General features: G+C 60.3%; 13 protein-coding genes. 2 read left to right on the plus strand and 11 right to left on the minus strand.

Annotated features, from left to right (window positions below; genetic code table 11):
* Positions 1-67 precede the first annotated feature (67 nt).
* The gene (locus tag BSY17_RS12495) at positions 68-649 is read left to right on the plus strand and encodes a tyrosine-type recombinase/integrase (RefSeq protein WP_069065746.1); all 582 of its coding nucleotides are present in this window, start codon (positions 68-70) and stop codon (positions 647-649) included.
* A 51-nt stretch (positions 650-700) separates the two neighbouring features.
* Positions 701-1063 (plus strand): DUF3768 domain-containing protein, encoded by a 363-nt coding sequence (locus BSY17_RS12500; RefSeq protein WP_069065747.1) that lies wholly within the window; start codon positions 701-703, stop codon positions 1061-1063.
* A gap of 700 nt (positions 1064-1763) precedes the next feature.
* Here the strand turns inward: BSY17_RS12500 and BSY17_RS21565 are convergent.
* The 11 genes from BSY17_RS21565 to BSY17_RS12545 form a co-directional block, all read right to left on the minus strand.
* A complete protein-coding gene (locus tag BSY17_RS21565; RefSeq protein WP_171899234.1) occupies positions 1764-2111 on the minus strand; it encodes a hypothetical protein in 348 nt (115 codons plus the stop codon).
* A 227-nt stretch (positions 2112-2338) separates the two neighbouring features.
* Entirely contained in the window at positions 2339-3067 is a 729-nt protein-coding gene (gene istB / locus BSY17_RS12505) for an IS21-like element helper ATPase IstB (RefSeq protein WP_069064140.1), read from the minus strand.
* Entirely contained in the window at positions 3054-4568 is a 1515-nt protein-coding gene (istA, locus tag BSY17_RS12510) for an IS21 family transposase (protein WP_037474355.1), read from the minus strand. Before istA ends, istB begins: the two co-directional genes overlap by 14 nt.
* Positions 4569-5161: 593 nt before the next feature.
* Positions 5162-5425 (minus strand): helix-turn-helix domain-containing protein, encoded by a 264-nt coding sequence (locus tag BSY17_RS20965; protein WP_083217118.1) that lies wholly within the window; start codon positions 5423-5425, stop codon positions 5162-5164.
* A 674-nt stretch (positions 5426-6099) separates the two neighbouring features.
* Positions 6100-6384 (minus strand): hypothetical protein, encoded by a 285-nt coding sequence (locus tag BSY17_RS21325; protein WP_150125786.1) that lies wholly within the window; start codon positions 6382-6384, stop codon positions 6100-6102.
* Positions 6381-9479: a DEAD/DEAH box helicase gene (locus tag BSY17_RS12520; RefSeq protein ID WP_069065749.1), complete on the minus strand. Its 3099-nt coding sequence runs from the start codon at positions 9477-9479 to the stop codon at positions 6381-6383. The genes BSY17_RS21325 and BSY17_RS12520 overlap by 4 nt, the downstream gene beginning before the upstream one ends.
* On the minus strand, positions 9480-12377 hold the full coding sequence (locus BSY17_RS12525) for a DUF1156 domain-containing protein (RefSeq protein WP_069065750.1): 2898 nt from the start codon (positions 12375-12377) through the stop codon (positions 9480-9482).
* 17 nt (positions 12378-12394) lie between these two features.
* Positions 12395-12874 carry a DUF7680 family protein gene (locus tag BSY17_RS12530; protein WP_069065751.1) on the minus strand — a complete coding sequence of 160 codons (480 nt, stop codon included), beginning with the start codon at positions 12872-12874 and terminating at the stop codon, positions 12395-12397.
* Positions 12875-12878: 4 nt separating this feature from the next.
* Positions 12879-15899, minus strand: coding sequence for an ATP-binding protein (locus BSY17_RS12535; protein ID WP_237236295.1), 3021 nt, complete (start codon positions 15897-15899; stop codon positions 12879-12881).
* A 529-nt stretch (positions 15900-16428) separates the two neighbouring features.
* Complete coding sequence (locus BSY17_RS12540; protein ID WP_171899235.1) at positions 16429-17577, minus strand: DUF4143 domain-containing protein; 1149 nt, start codon at positions 17575-17577, stop codon at positions 16429-16431.
* Positions 17578-17636: 59 nt separating this feature from the next.
* Positions 17637-21644: an NACHT domain-containing protein gene (locus BSY17_RS12545; protein ID WP_171899236.1), complete on the minus strand. Its 4008-nt coding sequence runs from the start codon at positions 21642-21644 to the stop codon at positions 17637-17639.
* Positions 21645-21930: the final 286 nt, after the last annotated feature.

Here is a 21930-nt window from a genome sequence, read left to right on the forward strand (position 1 = left end):
GCATTGCGCTATGTTGCCGGTGCGGTGGCCGACAGGTGCCATCGAATTTCCATCTTAGGATCGTCAAATGAAGAGGCTTCCCGCAAGGGTGCTGGCCCCAGCAGACGTGCGTCGTCTCCTGGACCACACTGAACGTCACCGCCACCATCTCAGAAACAACGCGATTGTTGTTCTTAGCTTTAGAGCAGGATTGCGCGCGTGCGAAATCGCCGGGCTCACCTGGCCTATGGCATTGAAGACCGACGGCCGCATTGCCGAACAACTGACCGTCAGCAAACACATCGCGAAATATGGGAGTGGGCGCGAAATTCCAATTCATGCAGATTTGAAAGCTGCCCTAAAGCTATATCATCGATCGCTTGGTTCACCGAGGGACGGCCCATTGATCCTATCCGAACGTGGGGGGCACATGACGCCGCGCAGCATCGTCAATTGGTTCCACGATTCCTATGCCGAGCTTGGCCTGCGTGGGTGCTCATCGCATTCCGGTCGCCGCACATTCATCACGCAGTCCGCGCGCATGGTAAGCAAGACCGGCGGATCGCTGCGTGATGTTCAGGAACTAGCAGGGCATAGAGCGCTTACCACGACTGAGCGGTACATAGAGGGCAACCGTGACGCCCAGCGGAAGCTGATCAGCCTGCTCTAACGGCATTCCAAACTAACCCAATCTCATGGAAAACAAAGAAGGACGTGGAACATGGCTTCTCGCGGCGAAGACACTTGTGCACGCAACAGCGACCGACAAGCGCAAATCCGAGCTTTGAATGATCGGCTCAGAACCGTCCATCGTGGCGGGCAAATGGCAGCGACTCAGGGCGTATGCAGTTTGGGGATTGGCGTCGTGCCGCTCATACTGAAAGCCGTGTCTGAATTCAGCGACTTCACCCCGGACAATGATCCATATGGCGAGCATGATTTTGGTGCCCTTTGGGTCGAGGGTCACCACGTTTACTGGAAAGTCGATTACTATGATCGGAACCTGATTTACGGGTCACCCGACCCTGCCAACCCTGAGGTCACTACCCGCGTCCTGACGATCATGTTAGCGTCGGAATACTGATGCCACGCCGCCCGCCGCTGATAGAGATATCGCATCCCATATCCGTTGATCTATTCTGTCGTATCGACAAGGCTGTGAGAGACGCTGGCTACACGGCGGCAATCGAGCGATCCGAAAACATGCGCCCTCCGACGACGGCTGCGCAGTTCGCAAGCGAGGTGATCTATGTCATCTGCAATTCTGGAATGAGCAATGTCGTTGCCGTCCCGATCTTTCGGCGATGTATGAAGGCACTGCGCGCTGGCCGGTCGGCATCCACTGTGTTCGGGCATCCAGGCAAGAGGGTAGCAATTGACTGGATATGGAAGCATAGGCGGAGATTATTCCGTGAGTTTACTGCTGCACCGGAAATTGTAGAATTTCTCGGCACCCTCCCTTGGGTCGGCCCAATCACGTCCTTCCATGCAGCAAAAAATATGGGGGCAGATGTCGCCAAGCCTGACGTTCACTTGAACCGACTGGCTGAACCGGAAGGGTTGACCGCTCAGCAGCTATGTGAGCGGCTCGCTAGAGAAACCGGATATCGCGCAGCGACGATAGACATAATACTCTGGCGAGCCTGTGCTGACGGAATTATCCACAGCCGAAAATAGGCAGGCCAACATTGCACACAGTGTTGCAGTGTAAGATCACGTCAATCCCCCAGCCCATAGCATTCCAAACGTGTAACCGAGCGCTTCCCGTCAAGATAGAAAATTCATTACTGTACGCGACGTTCGCTGATTTTGATCCCTTGCAATGATGCAGTGAGACCAATTGTCAGAACGGCGTCCTGAGGCAAACACCCATCAAGCCACAATAGATATTCGGCATGTTCTGGCTCGGCGATCCTGTTTGGTTTGGCTTGCCTAGCAAGTTTGCCGTTGGGCTGGCGATAGGTTGCGCGGGATGGCCAAAAAGATTTTAGCGTATAGCTAATCGCTCGAGGAAGATTGTCGATCGGTTCACGCTTCACCTCCAGCCGAAACCTCACTTTCTCGTTCTCGAAATCCTTTTTTGTGGACTTTAGCGACTTTGATCTCCGCAACTCTCGAACGATGTCAGTCATTTGACCACCTGAAATCCCATGGAGGTGAAGTCGGTATTTCCTGTCGGAAGTGTCAATCGGCGTCCAAACGGGACCCCTTATCAGCGCGCAAAAGGGACCCCCTGTCAGGATGGCGGAACATTGATGTGACGCTCTTCCTTGCGCTGCGCGCGGCGTAGGGAGGGCGTAGCCCGACCGGAGGCGCGCGCAGCGCAAAGCATCTTTTAATTGATTGCCGCTGGGGCGGATCAGCTGCGGTTTTTGAAGCGCCAGCTGTCATTGCCGGTCTCGACAATGTCGCAATGATGGGTGACGCGATCCAGGAGCGCGGTTGTCATCTTGGGATCGCCGAACACGGTGGGCCACTCGCCAAAGGCGAGGTTGGTGGTGATGATGACACTGGTCTGCTCATAGAGTTTGCTGATCAGGTGGAACAGCAACTGGCCGCCCGATCGGGCGAACGGCAGATAGCCCAGTTCGTCGAGTACGATCAGATCGAGACGGGATAGCTGGGCGGCGAGAGCGCCACTCTTGCCGATCCTGGCCTCCTCTTCGAGGCGGGTCACCAGATCGACCGTGTTGAAGTAGCGGCCCCGGGCGCCGGAGCGCACAACATTGGCGGTGATGGCGATGGCCAGATGGGTCTTTCCTGTGCCTGTGCCGCCGACCAGGACGATATTGCGCCGTGCGGGCAGGAACGTGCCGCTGTGCAATGAACGCACCAGCCCCTCGTTGATTGGGGTACCCTCGAACCGGAAGGCGTCGATGTCCTTCACGACGGGCAGCCTGGCAGCGGCCATCCGGTATCGGATCGACGCGGCATGACGATGCGTCGCCTCCACCCTCAGAAGATCGGTCAGTATCTCCATGGTGGTGCGCTGGCGCTGAATGCCGGTGGTGACGGCATCGTCGAACGCGCCTGCCATGCCCTTGAGGCCAAGCCCGCGCATGGCCTCGATCATGTCATGCCGCTGCATCGAAGGTCCTCAACTGGTCGTAACGGGCACAGTCGGCGATCGGGGGATGGCGCAAAGCGCTATCCTCGGAGGTGATGATCGTCAGCGGACGCGGGGGTTCCCGGCGTCGTGCCAGGATGTTGAGGATCAGGTCGTCGCTTGCCGTGCCCGTCGCCAGTGCCTCACGCACAGCGGCTTCGACAGGCTCCAGGCCATCGGTCAGTACGGCCGACAACACACGGACGAACCGGCGATCGGCATCGTCGCCATTACCCAGCTTGCGGCGCAGGCGGGCAAGCGCCGGTGGCAGATCCCAGTCCTGGAAGGGGGCACCGTTCCGCAGCGCGCCAGGCTTGCGGGCCAGCACTGGCAGATAATGCCAGGGGTCATAGATCGTGCGGTTGCGCCCAAAGTAGCGAGGATGTTCAGCGACAACCTCTTCGCCGCAGCGAACGACGATGCGATCGGCATAGGCGCGGACCTGCACCGTGCGTCGTGCCACCGTCGAGAGCACCGAGTAGCGGTTGCGGTCGAAGCTGATCAGGCAGGTGCCGGTCACGGCATGCTCGCTCTCATTGAAGCCGTCGAACGGTCCCAGCATCGGCTGCAGCGCAGATCGTTCGATCTCCAGCATCTGCGCCACGGTCAGCTCTCCCTGTTCGGGATGGGGCTGCCGTTCCGCCCAGCGCCGACACTCGGCCTCCAGCCAGCCATTGAGCTCTTCGAGACTGGCGAACCGCAACCGGGGCTGGAAGAAGCGACCCCGGATCGTCTGCACCTGGTTCTCGACCTGACCCTTCTCCCATCCCGCCGCAGGCGAGCAGGCCGTGGGCTCGACCATATAATGGTCGGTCATGATCAGGAACCGCCGGTTGAAGACGCGTTCCTTGCCGGTGAACACGCTCGTCACAGCCGTCTTCATATTATCGTAGATGCCGCGCCCTGGCACGCCGCCGAAGAAATCAAAGCCCCGCGCATGCGCGTCGAACAGCATCTCCTGGCTCTCACGAGGATAAGCCCGGACATAGACCGCGCGTGAGGCACACAGTCGCATATGCGCGACCTTCACCCGCATCGGTGCCCCGGCGATCTCAACATCTTCATGGCTCCAGTCGAACTGGTAGGCCTCGCCTGGCCTGAACATCAGCGGGATGAAGGCCGTGACACCATCGCCGGCATCTTTGCGCCGTTCCAACTTCCATCGCGCCGCGTAGCGCCGCACGGCATCGTAGGATCCCTCAAAGCCTTCGCGCACCAACAGATCATGGATCCGCGTCATCCGCAGCCGGTCACGCCTGCCGCGCAGCTCGTTCTCTTCCAGCAGCGTGTTGAGGCGATCCTGAAACGGACCGATCCTGGGCAGCGGCTGAACCTTGCGCTGATAATCAAAGGCGCCCTCCGGCGCTCGGACCGCTTTGCGGATGACCTTCCGCGACACATGCAGGTCCCGCGCGATCGCCTTGATCGCCTTGCCTCCGGCATACTCACGCCGGATCCGTAAAACTGTCTCCAAAACCAACATCCCGATCTCGCCGCCTGAAAATCCAGGAAGCTGCTTAAACCATCGAAATGAGGGGTCCCTTTTAGACGCCGATCACCCCGCTAACGGGGTCCCTTTTGCACGCCGATCCACAGTCGGAAGGATCGAATTCGCCATGGATAGCGGCATAGAAAAAACCGTCAGCAATGTTTGCCCCACGTCGATAAAGCATGCTCCGCAGCCTGCTTAACGCGGTCCTGGGGCAAAACGTATGCAGTGAGCCCGCGGCAAACTCCCAATCCCGCGGAATAAGGGTAAAACAGCGAACATCTGGAATTTCGGAGGCCGCGATCATTCGCCAGAGCTGGCCACACACACGAAGCCGAAGGTCCCTCATATAGCGCGAGGAGGCCATGGAATTAGACAGAGCTTCATCGTCCAGCTTAGTGGCGAGGCGCTTTTTCCTTTTTCTCTCCCATTTTTCGCGTTGGTGAGCGGCTATACGTATAGACTTTACGCGGGTGAGGTCTTCACGTCTTGCGTCCTCCTCAGTCTCAAAATTCATATTGAATTTCTGCCGGACTTTTTTGGTATCGAGCCGGAATGCCTTTGGGGGCATAGGGACATCCACAAAGTTACGACGCCCCATCAGCGTTTTCCCTGCATGAAGGAACACTGTCCGCGAAATTCTTTGCGCTTTTTCGATATACCATTCGGCGACGGCCGATATGGGCAGATTGGATGCTGCCGCTACTTAAAAGCTCATAGGCTTTGGTACGCCCTATGCCGAGTAGTGAACAAAGGTCTTTGACAGAGATAAATAATGGCTTCACGACTTTTCCTTTCGCACAGACTTCTTCAACCCGAAAAGCTGCCGCTTTCGGTCTAGATTTCCTCATAGGAGGGTGTCAGGGCTCCCACTGAAGACTCCGGACACCCAGAAGCTTCGAGGACTGAGAGGAACCCTGCGAACGTCCCGAAACGCTGATGCACGCTGGCAACTACATTTGCCACAAAACTAGGTTGCCAACTTTAATGTTGTGAATTTAGGATGACATTGAGCAGCGAGTTCGGAGGCGGATGGAAGCGATGAAACTTATCGGTGCATATGTCAGGAGTTTTGATTGGGAGGCAAATATGCCTTTGAGTCGAAAGAAAACGTCGGCAATTCTTCTTGAAATATGGACTGAATATGATTGCAGACTGACGGCGAAGGTTAGCTTTTACGACGGCTCAAACACGCGCAATGAGTCGGCGAAAAATTTCTTACGGCGTGAGATTTACGCGTTAGGATGGCGGATGTTTCTCCATCCCCCTTCTTGGCGAATAGAAGAATTTGTCAACGATATGCGAGATACCCGAACTACCCGGCCTGATGCTCTCTCCAACATCTTCCATGCCTTATTGATGTGCGTGTACAATGAGGACACGCGCATTTCGCGACACGAGAGATCATTGATGGCCGGTGAGTTGGAATATGCCCGACGACACGAGGTTCCGCCCAGTCTATTATGCGGTTTTTTATATCAGAGCACAGATCGAAAAAGGATTTCGGAGAGGCTTAAAGCGAATTTCATCGAACCGGCATTCGAATAACAAACCATCCGGCGGCGACATGGAAGTCGTGACAAAAGTGGTAATTGGTCACATGTCTGATATGGGCCATATGACAGCCGCTAGATGGCGGACTGGCAGATCCTGAAAGCTGCGGTTCGTTCATCAAGCCCAGATAACAAAAACGGACGGCGATGATAGTGCCAACCGAAGGCATGTTGCCATTCCCTTTAGCAAGATGTCGCGTTGCACTGCCTAAGTACGCGTCGAACGTCGTTTCGCTGCCGGCGGGTTTCGCCGTCATGCTAAAGTCCCGCTCGGACGCCCCTCCAGCGGGAAAGCCGCGCTGCCAGGAGTCCAAAAGTCGGTGTGATCGAAGTGCTTACTGTAGAAGTCGCGGGATAGGGTGCAGCGGACCCGCCTCCGCGAATCCGGCTGCTCCACCGCGAAGTCGTCGCTTCCGAGGGCGCCCATCGTATAGCCGGACGGCAGTAGACGGTGTTCGCCGACGACACGGGCGAGGTCGGCAAGTGACAGCGCAGGTGTGCCGATCTCCGGCATGTCCTCGAGCTCGCCGAGGTCGTCGATGTCCACCGCCGGGGTTTCGACTTGGTCGATCGTCTTCGCGACCATCGCGTCGATGTCAACGTGGCCGCCAGCGAGTGCGATCGGTCCGATCTCTCGGCTGATGGCGGAGAGGATCGGCTGCAGTCCTCCGACCATATTCTCGAACAGCTTGATGCGGCTCGACAGCGCTAGGTAGACCGTTGTCTCGACCGTGTCCCTGTAGTGCAGGTTGACGATGCGGATGCGCTCGAAGCGTTGGCCGAGCCGGTCGATGCGGCCGATGCGCTGCTCGACCCGCATGGGATTCCAAGGCATGTCGTAGTTGATCAGCGAGCCGCAGAACTGGAAGTTCAGGCCCTCGGCGGCGGCGTCTGTACACAGCAGGATATCGCCTCTGCCGTTGCGGAAGCGCTCCTTGATCTCGGCACGCGAAACGAGCTTCCAGGCACCATCCGGCGTGCGTACCTCGCCTCCGCGGCCCGAGTAGCAGATTACCTCGCGGCCCGTCTGTTCCGCCAGCCAGTCCCGCACGCCGTCCATCGTGTCCGTGTAGCCGGTGAACACCATCGTCTGGTCGAAGCCGTCCATCTTCAGCTGGTCGAGTTCGGCTTTCAGCGCCCTGGTCTTCGTGTCGATCGGCAGCTTTGCCACGTCGGCGAGGATATCGGCGATGGCCGCGCCCTCCAGCATGCGCCGGGCCTCTGCCTCGGTGTTTTCAACTTCGTCGGTTTCGGTTTCGATGCCGCTTTCCTCAAGGTCGAATTGGTCGTCCTCAACGCTTCTGTCGAGACGCCCCTGAAGGCTGCGCGCTAGCGCGGAGAAGCTGGAGGAGAGGCGCTTCCTGTAGATGGTTAGGATGAAGCCGATGGCGTTGCGTTGGCTCTGGTCCGCCTGCGCATATGCTTGGCGCAGAAAGTCCTCGACCCGCTCGTAGATGTCGCGTTCTGCCTGATCCATGTTGATGAAGCGGTCGGTAACGTAGCGGGTGGCGATGCGAGCCTCCAGCTTTCCTTCGGCCTGGTAGCGGCGGAGCAGTGCGCGGGTATGGCGGGACATCAATGCTGCGACCGGTGTCCAGCGCTTCATCACCCTGACGGCCGCCTGCCGGTCCTCGGCGTTTAACTGACGGCGCGGGATCGATGCCTGACCGCGAAGCGCGCCGAGGATGCGGCGTGTGCGCAGGTTAGAGAGTCGTTGGCCGCCATCCCCGCCCAGGCGTGCCGCGCGATCCTCCGACAACAAGCCGTGAAACGCCTCGGTCGATCTGAACAGCCGGGCGCACTCCTCGAAGCGGTCGACTGGGATGTGGCCCTGTCCGAGAGCCTCGAAATATCGCTCGTAGGAGGCGGCGTCCCATTCCGCCGGCAGTCCGAGAAGGGACAGGAGATCGTAGAGCTCCAGCGCGTGGGTCTGGAGCGGAGTCGCGGAGAGGAGGACCAGGCCGCTGGTTCGCGCGCGCAGGTCGCGAAGCAGCCGCATGAGCATGTTCGCCTCGACACGGTTGCCCGTCCGTTTGTTGCGGGCATGGTGGGCCTCGTCAACGATGACCAGGTCCCAGGGTGCTACCTCCAGGAGTTCGGGTCGGCGGTCGCGACGGCGGGCGAGGTGGCTCGACATGATCACGAACGGTTCGGCAGACCAGTCCTGCCGCGAGACCTCCGTGGCCGTGTAATTCTGAGTGACCGGATCGTATCGCCGAAGGCAGTGTCCGTCGTAGATCGGCCAGTCCAGCGCGAACTTCTCCCTCAGCTCCGCCTGCCACTGCGAGCAAACGTTCGCAGGCGCGAGGATGATGCCCCGACCGAGACGGCCCGCCATCCAAGCCTGTCGAATGAGCAGGCCCGCCTGCACTGTCTTTCCGAGACCGACCTCGTCGGCGATCAGAAGCCGGGCCGCATGGTCGGGCGTGTCGCCATACATTCGCAGGAAAGCTCGGCGCTGATGCGGCCAGGCCTCCATCGGGCTAGTGGCCTCACCCACCCAGATGCCGCCTGCCGGCGCGCCTGCGGCCGTGCGGATTCGATCCCAGAGCGCTCGACGCTCGGCGTCCATGTCGACCGCGGGGAGGGGCGGAGGGGCTGCGATTTCCGTTTGCTCGTGCTCGCCCACCTCCTCGAACCGGCGAAGCCGCTGCGGCAGCTGATTGTCGGGAGGCAGGAAGCGCAGCAGATCGTCCTTCAACGCCGTTGGAATGTCGTAGACGCGCGTGTGTGTCGCCTCGTCCTTCCAGTAGGTATCGAACGCCTCCTGCTCGGCCACCACATACTGATGGGCGTCGCCAAAGGAGGTGTAGACGTGGAACGTCTCGCCGTTGTGCATCCAGCCCTGCACGGTCTCGTTGATCGAGCCCACGAAGGCCAGCTTGGCACCAGTCTTGTCCTCGATGATGCCTGCCTTCTCGTGGAAGATGGCGCTGCCCATCGTCAGTTTGCGTGTCCGCCCGTCGCATGGAACCGCGACCTTCACATCCAGAATACGCCGGCCTACCATCCATGCGAGCAGTTCCAGCGCCTCGCGCTCGCTGGTGCCAGCAGTCTCCGGCAATGCGAGGTCGGTCTTGGCCGCGATGACGTCTGTCATCGACGTTCCACGCTCGATCGCGTCAACCTCGCCCTCGTCGAGCGTGCAGCCGACCAGCAACCGCATGTTGCCGTTGTTGCGAGCGAGATGCTCGATGCCGCGGGCGGCAAGCGCGAGGCTTCCCGCGCGGAAGTATCCAGTCGTCCTGTCGTAGCGGATCGCGGTGGACAGGGCCGGTACGTAGAAGCGCGACATAAGGTCGCCGTCCTCGCGGCTGTATTTTAGCTTCCAGGGGCGGTCTGACAGCAGCATCTACTTGGCCGCAATCATCTCGCGGTAGAGCTCTAGCTGCTGGGGCTCGCCGATCTCGTTCTCGTAGGCGATACGTCGCAGGGTCTCGAGTGCGTCGAAGTCGTCTGCGGCGGGCTTGATTGCCTTGTCCGCCTCGATGCCCGAGAACGTCTTGGATGGTGGGAGGACTTCCAGCAGGGCCTCCAATGCGACCTTGAACTCGTCGTCCTGTGCGATGCTGGCCTTTTCTAGCTGCTCCACCGCAGCCTCGACCCCGCGCATGCGCACGGTGTGGGCGGCGTGGTGCAGAGCGTCGATCATTCCTCGTGCACCGTCCGCCGGCCCGATCGCGCCCTTAGCGATGCGAGTGGCCGAGTCCCACAGCTTGATCTCTGACGCCTTCTTCTCCGCCAATCGGCCAACGACCTGCTCTTCTAGATCGACGCCGACGGCGCGGGCGAGCCGCAGTGCTTCGTCATAGGGGAAGCTGACCGCCTTGAAAGCGTCCCAGGCCAGCACGTAGAATGCGGTTGGCGCATCCATGTCGGCCTGGGCCTTAGCGGAGGCCAGCTGCGCAAGCCGCCATGCCTTAACCTCACGCCGCGCGGCGTGGAGTGCGTCTTCGGGGCGGACGGCGTAGGGGTCGAACTCCTCGAACATGTCGGCCTGCGTCCGACGCTTGCGCTTCGGTTCAGGCGCGGGCGTGCCGCGCGTCAATGGCCAGTGGCGTGAGAACGCTTCGAGGGCTGGGCCGAAGCTGGCGAGGTAGAGATCGACGCCGGAGATGCCGGCCGCCTGATACTCGCCGACACGGGCGCGAACAGCCCGGGCGACCTCGGGTTCGATGTCCTCCCAGTAGACGGCGTTGCCCTGCACCTCTTGGCGCGGACGGCACACGAGGAAGATCGTGGAATTGGCCGCCGCCTTGTCCTTGATGTGGAGTGAACCGGTTGCCTCGGTATTTACCGGCCACGAAGCAGTGATTACGAAACCCGCGTCCATTAGTGACATGGCGAGAGCGTCCCAGGCTCCGGTATCCTTGTGCGTGAACATGACGGTCATGATGCCATCGTCTTTAAGCGTCCTGCGGCATTCGGCGAATATGCCTTCCATCTTGAACCGATAGTCTCGCTCCGCGAACTTAGCTGCACCCTTCTCACCTTTGAAATGGGCGACGTTGGCGACTGCTTCTGCTTGCTTGTCGGTCAGTCGACGAGTGAAGGTTTGAGGATAAACTAAGCCTGCGGTTCGCTTAAGCCACACATAGAAAAAATCCGATAGTTCGGCATACATTACGTTCGCCCCATAGGGGGGGTCCATGACGATCACGTCTACCGATCGATCAGCAACTGAATCGAGCGCAGCGCCCGACTGGTTAGTGATCTCAACGGAACCTGATCGAACAGATGACTTGGAAAAAAGATCATCCGTGGCATCCTCGCCAACGAGAATACAAAGTTCACGAAGCGCCTTTCCGGTGTTCTTGATTGCCCACGAAAGCCCCAATCCCTGAACGCAATGGGGCATTTCGGCGTATGACCATTTGAACGCGAAGTCATGTCGATCGAATGTGTTTACAATCGTCTCGCGCTTCGAGTGCCAACGGGTCATCCGGGAATTGTAATCACGCAACTTATCTAACCCAAGCGCGAGATAGACGAAGGCCGCCTGACGCAACGGACTGAGTGCGGAAGAATCTCGATCTTCGTCAAGTAAGTCTTGATATGCTTGAACGCAGATGCCTTGTGCAAGAATCTGTCTCTGGGAAAAAAGATCTTTCCAATGCAGCATCCCATACCGGCGTGCTTCGTCGGTCTTACTCCCGACCGGAATTTCCTCTACAGGAAGAATGTTGCGGGCCTCCCACTCGCTCAACTTACTTTCGAGTAGAGCTCGCACTTGCTGGGAATTATCGTCGTGTTCCGACGGAGCCCGATATCCCCGAACCACCAGATTCTTGTTTTTACCTTTTCCATCTCTTGTGACTTCTTTACGCTTGAAGGGGATTGCGATCAGTTGTTCGCCCAATCCGCCGTCTTGGGCCTGCCGTTTGACCTCATCACCATCGATCGCCCGGCCACAGTCCGAGTAGACGCACACAGCGTCTCCGGACGCCACTGTTCCAGCGCTTTGCTCCTCGGGCGCAACGATCGAAAATGTGCAGCGGCGATCGCTGGCACCGGGGCCTGCACCCACGTGCGGGGTTAGCGCGACCGCTGCGTCTGGCCCAATATTCCAATTAGGCGACAGTGGCACCACACCTGCGCAATATGGGCAGCTGATGGTCCTAGCCCATAGGTAACCTAATATTTGAGTGCCCGGATCCTCTTTTGGATACACTTCGGCGAATTCAATTTCGCAGCGTGCGAGAAAGCGCTCAACTAAGGCGTTGTATTCCGTGACGAGTTCCTTGCCGAAAAGTATCGGAAGCTCGATGGTCGCCTTCATTATCAGAGCTGCGACGGGGTTCAGGTCGTTCGCGTGGGCGTGCATTCCAAGGCGTGCGGCTTCCAACGGAATTGCCCCGCCACCTGCAGTGGGATCAAGGAGTCGGATGTCTTGAAGGTGCGGCAACAGACGTCGCGCATCTGGCTGGGGATCATATTGAAATGCGCGAATGTAGCCGTAAGGATTCGGACCCAAGTCCACTTTGTTGCGCTTCGCCCAGTCAATTTTAACCTTGGTCGCGGCTGGCTCGCCATGGATTCCGAGGGCGAACTTAAAGGCCTCGTGGTCTGTATCAGCAGGAAGAATCGACGCCAGGATGGCGGCGCGCGATGCAACAAGCGGACGTCGGGCCCACCATACGTGAAGATAGTAGATCGGAGGCAAAGCCGTCATAGACCTGCGCTCGCGTGTGCTTTCTTCACTGAGGTCAGCAATTGGCAGCCAGCGTTCGATCAGGCGGGTTGTGGACATACCGGTAACCTAACGGTTCAGCGCGCGGGCGCGGTAAGCAGGATGCGGAGCGCGGTAAGCACGCGGCGCGGGTTCTTGCGGTGGACGGCCATGCCCAGCCAGTAGGCGGCCTCCTGCCGCGCCATCGCCTCGATGCCGTCCACGACGCCAACCATTGCTGTGCGCGAGCGCATCGGGGCCAGGACGCGGAACAGTAGCGCCAGTCGGAGCGCTGCATCCTCGCGGATCGGAGCGCGCATGCCATCTATCGGCATGACCTCGAGCCTGATGCCGGCGTCCTTTAGTTTCTTGAGGATGCGCACCTGGTTGATCTCCAGGTTGCGTCCGGCGAGGCCGGCCACGCGCTGCGGCAAGTGGATGTGTGGACTTGCTGGCGAAGGAAGCTGCCAGATCTCGACCTGTAGCTCGTTGGCCGGGAGGCGACGGGCGCGGACCTCGTATGATGGCTCGATGGTCGGCAGCGTCACGCCTGCCGCCTGTGTCTTGATGGTTGCCATTGCCTCATGCCTCCGCTGTGACTTCGACGAACGCGGCCGCTGTACCGAACTTCGTGAGCCGTTCGATGATCTTCTCGGGCTCATCCCCGCCGAGCGCCAGGCCGTCCGCGAAAGTCAGCGAGATGTTGGCCGTGACATGACGGTCGGTCGCGGCTCGGAGCTGCGGTTCGACATAGTCGCGCGTCTGCTTGGCGTCGCCGACGGTGCCGTCGATGCTGACGGATATGGTCGATCCGCCGGCCGTCTCGAACTCAATGCTCGCGACCGCTTTCCGCGTCGCGCCCGGCACGCTCTCGACGACGTTGAGGAGTAGGTAGAAGTGGGCGGGGTCGAAGGGCGTGATCGCCAGGGTCGAGACGTTTCCCACTCTCGCGCTCCGCGCCTTTTGGAACACCGTCGACAGAGCGTCCTTCAGCACACCCTCTCCGTTGAACGACTGGACATTAGGATTTGAGGGAGCGGCCGATCCGCCGTCGACGGGTGCCGTCGATGCCCCCCCACCCCCGGACGGTGTGGCGATCGTGGCTGTGCCTTCCGGCGAGGTGCTGCCCGGCACGCGCGGGTCGCCGGTTACTCCGCCGCCTGGGATCCCGTCCACGGGTGCTGTTGGCGTCGTCGCCTCGCGCCGAGGGAAGATGCCATGGTCTCGGGCGAACTCGGCAGTCGAGATGATCGACCCATCGTCGATCACGATCGACGGAACTGGATCGCCTTTGCCAGCAGTGAGGCCCTCGCGCTGGTAAACGTAGATACCGTCGTTGATGCCCTTGATCACCAGCTTCTTGAAGGGATCGTCGCCGACATGCATCGGCAGTGCGGGGTCGCGCCGGAACTCGGCGCGCAGGTCAGCGGCCGTCATCTGCCCGTTCCGCTTCAGCGGCGTGCGGTCGCGGATGTAGGAGGGCTGGTCCGGCTGATCCTCGGCCGCCTTCAGCTTGCCGATCGACGCAAGCTGGCGAACGATCTGGGTCTGTCCGGACCCAGGGCGCTCGGAAGCCGAGGTCTGGTCGATCGTCGCGAGATCGAGCGTAACGTTGCCGCCGCCTAGCGCGGTGCGCGACGGGTAGAACAGGTGGCGGTAGCTCTGCTGGATGGCGATCGCGATGTCCGCCTCTGAGCGACGGCCCAGCTCCACCACCTGCGCTTGCTGATGGTCGGCCAGCTCACCGAGCCGCTCTGGGCGTCGCAGTTCGCGCAGTGCGAGGTGGCGCGACACGGTCGCCGCCATGTGCAGCGCGTGGCGTTCGTCGGCGACGAGGAAGACGACATTGTTCTGCAGCTGGCGCAGCCCTGCCGCGTCCTGGCCCTTCCGTCGATACATGGTCGCGATGAGCTCGGGCACTTCGTCGATGCTGCCGCCGATGTCGAGCGCCTGGTGATGGATGATGGCGAGCCGGGGCTTGCCGTCGCCCATGTCGTCGGGGACATCGAACGCGCCAGCCGGGAAGGTGATCGTCTCGAATGAACCGGTGTTGCTGACGAAGACATCCTTGATGCGGCTGTCGAGCTCGATCCGCAGGGCGTCCGCCTCGACGCCGCGCTCCTCGCGCGCGATGATCTGGGTAAGGTTCGCCTCCGCGTTGAACCGCAGCGGCGCCCCCGGGCGGTCGTCCAGATAGGCCGATCCCTGGATGAATGCGGCTTCCGCCGACGTTATGAAGTTCAGATCCGCCCACGGCGACAGAATCGAGTAGCGCAGGTGCGCTGAGGATAAACCGCGCAGCTCGTTGTTGTAGGCCATCGTGTGCACGAAGATCGTCCGGCCGACGTAGCTGGCATACGGTAGAAGTCCAGAGAAGCGTTCGGTGTCGATCGACACCGCGAGCGCAGGCCGGCCGGCCTTACCGTCAATGTCGTTGAGGATCGCCGAGTCGTATTGGGTCTGGTTGAGACGCGTGGTGAACTCGCGACGTATGCCCTCCTCGCCCAGATCTACGTGGTGAGTGTGGATCAGGGCGGCGTCCTGCGGGCGTTTCGCCCACACACTGGCGATCGTCTTGGCCAGGATGCGCAGCATGCCGCGGACGCGCTGGAAGTCGGCGAGCGTCGCGGTCTTGCCAGTGAGTGTGTCGAGCAGATCGGGATGGAACGGATAGCTGCCCTCCAGTGCCGTCCGAGCTTCGCCACCCTGATGGTGCACATCGATCCGCTCACGGTTGTCGGTCCAAAGAGCGCAATAGGCGTCGACAGTGTCGGCGGCGACGTCGACGCGCTCGAAAAGACGCCGGCGCAGCACCGCCGCCGTCTCGTCGTCGCTAGTCGGGTTGAGGATCGTTGCCTTGCGTCCCGAGACGCTCTCCAGCTCGCCGACGATCCGAGAAATCTCCTCGTTCTCACGCGCGAACGCATCAGTGGCGCGGCCATCGGGGCGCACCGCGAGGGTGAAGACGACGGATGCTCGCGCGCTGCCGTCGATCGCCGAAAAGAGCGCCTTGAGGAACGCGGCCAGTTGGTCCCGGCCAAAAGCGTCGGGGCACTTGCGAAGATACTCACCGAGCTCGTCGAGCACCACGAGGACCGGCGCGTCGCCGAACAGCTCTGCGATGGTGTCCGCGCCGGGCGCGCGTCGCATCTCGTCCGAGCGCCGGACGAGTTCGTAACCGGCCAATCCGCCGATCTGATAGGCGATCTCGCCCCAGGGGGTGAAGGCGCGGATGCCGTCTCCCATCGCGCGGCCGTTCGACGGGTCCGAAGCCTCGCCATCGAACGCTGCGACCCGAACGCCGGATGGCGCAGCGACGCCGCTGGAGAACTCGTCCAGATTGGGGATCGCGCCGCCGTCCCTCGCTGCGTGTACCAGTCCGATCAGGCCATGCGTTTTGCCGCCACCAAAGCTGGTGTCGAGCCGGAACACGGCGGACGATCCGGAGCGCCCGGACAGGCGCCCGAGTACCTGCGTCAGCAGTTCCTTTAGGCCTGCGGTCGGATACGTGTTCGCGAAGAACCGGACGGGGTCTCGATAGTCGGCAGGACCTGTCCGCGAGATCACGGAGCCGAGGCGGGCGGCGAAGTCGCCCACTGCCATAGAGCCGTCGAGAATGTCCTGCCTGGGTGTGCAGGACTCGAATACCGTCGTAGTGATCACTGCAGCCCCCGTTTCGTTCGACCTGGGTTCTAGAACGGCAAGCGGTTGGCGGCAATCCAGTCCGTCGCCTGATCTCGCGAATGGGGATGCCTTGCCGAAAATGCCAGCGGCGGATCACACTGAGTAAGTCCATGTCGATCACTCCGATGCCTCCTGACTGTCAGCCAGGGGCGAGGAAAACATGGGTCAATTCTCAGTGAAAACTTATAACCCTCCCGGGTCACTTCTCAGTGCAACTCAACATTCTGGGCACCGCCAGTACATTTGTGTAGGTTTGTCACGAGTCAAAAAATGGCCGCGAATGGGACAATTCTGCTCGGTCGGCTTTGGAGAGTCATAAGCTGGATAACGAACGACAGGGGAGAAGCGCTATGTCCGCTTCGCGTCCTAAACTCGGTCGTGTGGTCGCTGGCAAGTTAATCCCGAAAGCGGCCGTTCATTCTATGTCTCCGGAAATTGAATACGCTCGCTATGCCCCTGCTTCGAGGGCAGTCTCAGCGATCCTGCGCACCGCGGTGGTAAGGTCCAGCCGATGGACGCTGTGGTCCAAATCCGCGGCGGGACCACTGTGCACGACGAACCGGTCGGTTGCTTCGATCTTCGCGCAGGCGCTGAAGAAGCCGGGGCGCGGCTCTTTGTTGGGGCTGGTCTTGAATTCGCAAGCAATAACGCGCGCTAGACGCGGTTTGAAATCAAGCACCAGGTCGATCTCCTCCTGACCATTATCCCCCATCATCCTGTAATATTGGGCCGTGGCTAGGCCGCCAGCGGCGAGGATCAACGCTTCGAGCCCGTAGCTTTCCCAGCTTTCCCCAATTTCAACGTGCGTCCGCAATTGTTCGACGGTCGCGATGCCCATCATCGCATGGAGCAACCCGCTGTCGCGAATGTAGAGCTTTTCCTTCTTGGCCATACCGGCATTCGTGCCGGCGGGGTAGTTGCTAAGTCGGCGTGTGACACCAAGGCGATCGAGTATGTACAGCGCCGTAAGCAAATCGGTCTTCTTCACGTTCGGGCAGTCGGTATCGATCAATTCGCTCCCCGGCTTGTTGGCGGCCCATTGTAGGACATGCAGCAGCGAAACACCTGTGGGGAGGCTCCAAGACGAATAATTGCGATCGAAAAGGCCTCCCAGCATGTCACGCCGCCATGTCAGGCTCGCCTCGTCACTGTCGGCGTTGATGCTGGGCGGAAGGCCGCCGCGAAGCCAATGAATATTATGATTTGGCGGCGCGGCATCGGTTGCAACTGGCTGGGGTAAGGCCGTACAAACTGGCCCCTGTGCGTCCGATACGCTGGCCGCTTCGTTCAGATAGTCTTCGAGTTGCATTGGTTCGACATCGATTTGACGGACGGCACCGGCTAGTTCAGCCGAAAGCTGACGGGTAGCGAAAAGGCTCGATGGCACCACGACAAATCTGGTTGGCCGGGACGCCGCCTCATATTCGCGGAATCGCATTAGAAATCCAGCTACATCCGCTTCGCGAACATGATCGAACAGGAGGATCGGGGCGTCGGGGGCCTGCCCATCCGCAGAAATGATGGCTACATCGCCCCGACGGTCTGCCCAGTCATTGACGATGCGTGTTCGGCCGACACGCGGCAGGCCGTGCAGCAAGGTAACGCGACTATCCTGCACACTGGCGTCGATGCGCGCTTCGAGCCGCGTTCGCCGCATCACGTCGGCCGCGTCAGATCCAGCACGACGACCTCGGTTCGACCCTGACGCGTAGTCAAACTTTGCGCCGCAAGCGCATCTTCCAGCTCGGCCGCCGACTGCGGGGTTGGAATTCCAGCCGGTGGCTTCTTGGGCGGCCTGTTACTGGCGGTTCCGTACCACAACACCAGATAAATGCCGCGCTCGGCCCTGGAATCGTTGGTGTAGAGTAAATCGAGCTGGCGATCGGCGGCCGTCCAGAGATCGGCATTCCATTGACCCTTGATCTCAATCGGGACCATCACGCCATTAATCAGACAGAGGATGTCGACCCGCTTGTCGTCGGCCAGATGCCCTTCGGGAAGCGCTTCGATGCCGAACGGAAGGGGGCGGATCATTTTCAGAACCGTGTCGCGCGACTTCTCTTCAAGCTGCGGTGTATTGCCCCGGTAGAAGTCGTCGTACCAATCGACATCAGAGCCGGTGAGTAGCTTCTGCGCATCGCGCAAGGCTTGTATTAGAATGGCCTGCAGTTGTTCCGGCGTCGTTGGCGCGATGTCCCGTATCGCAGATGCCACCGTCGGCAGCGTCGGCGGTTGCCAATCGGCCTCGACGCGCCTGCGGCGTTGATCAGCTGCAGCAACACGCAGATGGAACGTGTACCCATCCGGGTCTTCATCCCGTAGCAATGAGAGTAGCGCGATAGCGGCGTCGTCAGTGTGTCCCCCAAGTCGATTGATCAGCGAGTTAACATATTCCGTCGCATCCCATGGATTGGTGTCGCCTGTGGTGACGGTCGAAGGGCGCTGCCGTACTGGCCAGAGGCGGCGAAACCGGGCGATTGCCCAACCTAGCTGGTCTGCGCCCAGCGCTGCCCTGCCGACGCCACCATACCGGTTTCCAAGCCGGGCTCGGAGATGCCAGAGCAACTCCCGTTCGATACTCCCACGCGATTCCAATTCGGCCCGCATTGCTTCGAAGTCGATGATAAGGCCGACCGCTTCCCAGCTATGCCGGCGCTCTTCATTCAGGCCACCTTTCGCCAGCCGATCGCGCGCTAACGCCTGTAGAAAGGCTCGGTCATCTTCGGATGTCAGCAAGCGATCGATGAGTTCGAATTCCGGTCCCTCAGGCATGTCCGGGATGCTCTCCAGCCACTCCCGGGCAAGCTTCTCCGAAAGGGCTGCATCGTCATCGCTGCGGACCAACGAATATAGCCCATGGACCTGGGTGCGTTTGTGATCGAACTGCGGCTGGAAATATTCGCGCTGGACCATTTCCCAGATACCACGCTGGCGAAGCTCACTGGCGAGGATCGCTTCGAGTTCGGGAAAGCCCGCATGGTCATCGATCTGCGTGAAGCGGATCTCGAAAAGCCCCGCCATCAATCGTTCGTCAGGCAAATCTAACAGTCCACGGCCCGTACGCACCCGCTCGGCTAGGGCGACCACGATGATGTATGCTGCATCCCACCGGCGACCTTCGGCATGGCTTTTCGCAATCTCGGCCGCGTCCGGCATCACCGGAATGAGCTGCAAGAACGCTTCGAATCCTTCGAGACAGGCATCGCGCAGCTCGGGACCGAGCCATTCTTCGATTCTGCCAGGCCCGTTCGAGCCCTTTTCGCCGATGTCATGAAACAGGTTCAGATAGGCCTTGGCCGGGTTTACGACCATGCCATAATCGCCGGCACGCATCTCCGCGATATGTCGGAAAAAGTTGGCGCGATGGCCTTCATGCTCGGCTTGCCGCTTCAACTCGCGCTTGGCGCTTCGCTCCGCCTGCTCAATCTCCCACTTGGCCATCCTTGGCTTCGAAAGTGCCATCAGCCACGCGGCCGCCTCCGGATCGTCGGTGGTGAAGCGCTCCGCGGCGCAGCGCACCTTTTCTCCGGCTGTCGCGTTATGTTGCGCAAGTTGGACGATGTCGCGCCAACGATCGTCGTCGGCTTCGAGCAGGCCGATCAAGAGGATGACATCGTCGTCGTTCGGAGCAAGCCCGCGACTGCGTTCGCTCAACCGCCATGCGCGTTGCCAAGCAGTTTTCTCGCCGGGCTGTTCGAGAATGACCAAGCGCTGCACCGCACGACGAAGCCCATCCTGTTTTCGGAGCGCGTCCGAAACTTCCTGGCGGTATTCACGTTGGTATCCCGTCTCGCCGTCGAAGCGCTGTAGCCAAGTCCACAAGCGCTCTGCCGCGACGTCGGTTTCGTTTAGAGCTCGGGCGAGCAAGCCGAATGCGAGGTCGGTGACCGAGGAATTGCTTCGCCGTTCGTGACGATTACCCAGTTTTTGCGCTCCTTCGGCAACGCCGTCTAGCATCCGGTGCAGGCGCTCCGTAGGAAGCTTCTTGATGAGCCCGTGATAGACACCGGCCGTCCGTTCGGCCCGCTCCAATTGCGCCAGTACAATATCTACCAACAGCTCGTCGTGGAAATTCCCGAAGCCAAGCTCGTCCATCAGCTCGATCGCGAGGCGTACGCCGTCGTCGCTCGCCTCGGCCCGTAACTGGACGATCGTTTTCTGCCAGTCCAATGCAACCTGCCGTTCGACGAGGCGGTTTCCTGCTTCGCTACGCAGAGCGAAATTGCGGCCCTGGTCGAGGAGAAGCGAGACCAGCATTTTGTCCAAGGCGTTGTCATGCGGTGCGCCCTTAAGCGCTTGCAGGATCAGAAACTGAAGGCCGAACTCGGCATCCCTGTCATCGATAATCCGGCAAAGTTCTGGGAAAAGTGCTGGATGGGCGAGCCCTGTCGGGCGGTAATCTGCCCAGGTACGGAAGGCCGGATCATCGCTCGACAATTTTTCGAGCGCCTCAAGTAGCACGCGCGCCTGTTCGGGGGCGAGCCCATCTGCATCGCCATATTCAATGATGCCCATCGGATCTGCCGCGATGATCTCGTTGGCGAGCGCCGAGCTATGCCATGCCAACCAGGCATGGGTACCCCGCAGGCTTGCCGGAACCAGGGCATGGCCATTGAACAGTTCGAGAATTCGGCGCTTTTTGCGGGGGCTGTCGGCAGATTGTGCGAGCCAGCGCGCACCTAGAAACTCACCGATTGCGCGGTGGGCGTAGCTGAAGCGCTGGATCCCGCGCGAAGCGAACAAGCGTGAATCCAGTGCATCCGCGAGATGAGCCGCTCCATCCAACTTCCCTAGCTCACGGAGCGGGAGATCAATCGCCCCTGGATTGACTTTTGTCGAGAGCGCTTCCTGACCGGTGAGGATGAGAGCGCCAAGGCCGGCACCGGCGGCGTTGAGCACTTCGACTTCGGAAAGCGACGCCAGCTTGCTTGCCGCCTTTTCCTCGCGATGTTCCGGCGCGAGCAATCGCGTCGCCGCTGCGAACAACTCGCCCTTGGAATCCGGCAGCCTGCCATCTGCCGCCACTCGCGCGACCAGCTCGAGCGTCTGGGGATTTGCCCAAAGTCCGCCAAGGCCCAGCGTCTCGAGATGGCTAATAACGGCCTCTGCCTGCTTGGTACCGACGCGTGCTATCAAAAGTTCGATCGCATCCCACCGCTCGAAGGGTTCGAGATGCAGCTCGACCGGCGTTTCCGCGTAGAAATCGCGAATCCCTTGGAGAGCCGTCGCGCTGCGCCACTCAGCGACCCGGCAGGACAGGATGAATCTAGGGAAGTTTAGCGGCCCCAAATGCCGCAGCACCAGATCGACGGCGTCGCCATCCCGGCCTGCCGACAGCTCATCCAGCGCGTCGATGACAAGCGTCGACCCTTGCGAAATCTCTTCCGGAAGCACCGGCAGATTGACCAGTCGGCGGGCGGTCATCACCGCAAAGCCATCGATCCCACTCAGTTGATCTAGAAGTGTGGACTTTCCCATCCCCGCTTCGCCGAGAACAATGAGGGGACGTGGGTCCGTCCGAAGAAAATCCTGGTCGACAGACACTCTCTCGCGCGGTCCGGCATACCAGAGCTTTCTATTGAGGATAATCTCGGACACGATCGTGTATTGCCGCAACTTGCAAAACATTGCCAGACCCGGAAGCGCCATATCTGCAAGGATCATTTTCCTAAACGGAGCTGTTGGCCGTTCCGACCGCGCTCAAGCCTCCCGCAACATCAAGGCCGGCTGCTCTAGCTGGACGGCTAATCGCTGCACTGCGTGGAGATTGCTGAGGTCCTGTCCGCGAAATCGTCGCAGGAAGCTGGAGGTCCGTAGACGGTCCAAAACCAACCGTTTGGCAGCTTGTCCGACTATGTCCCTTCCACGCGACTGGACCGCCATGCTGAGCGTCGCAAACGCGTCGTTTGCTGCCCGGCAGTTTCGGCCTGATATTCGTCTTCGGACTTCG

The sequence above is a fragment of the Sphingobium sp. RAC03 genome (genome assembly GCF_001713415.1).
GTDB lineage: Bacteria > Pseudomonadota > Alphaproteobacteria > Sphingomonadales > Sphingomonadaceae > Sphingobium.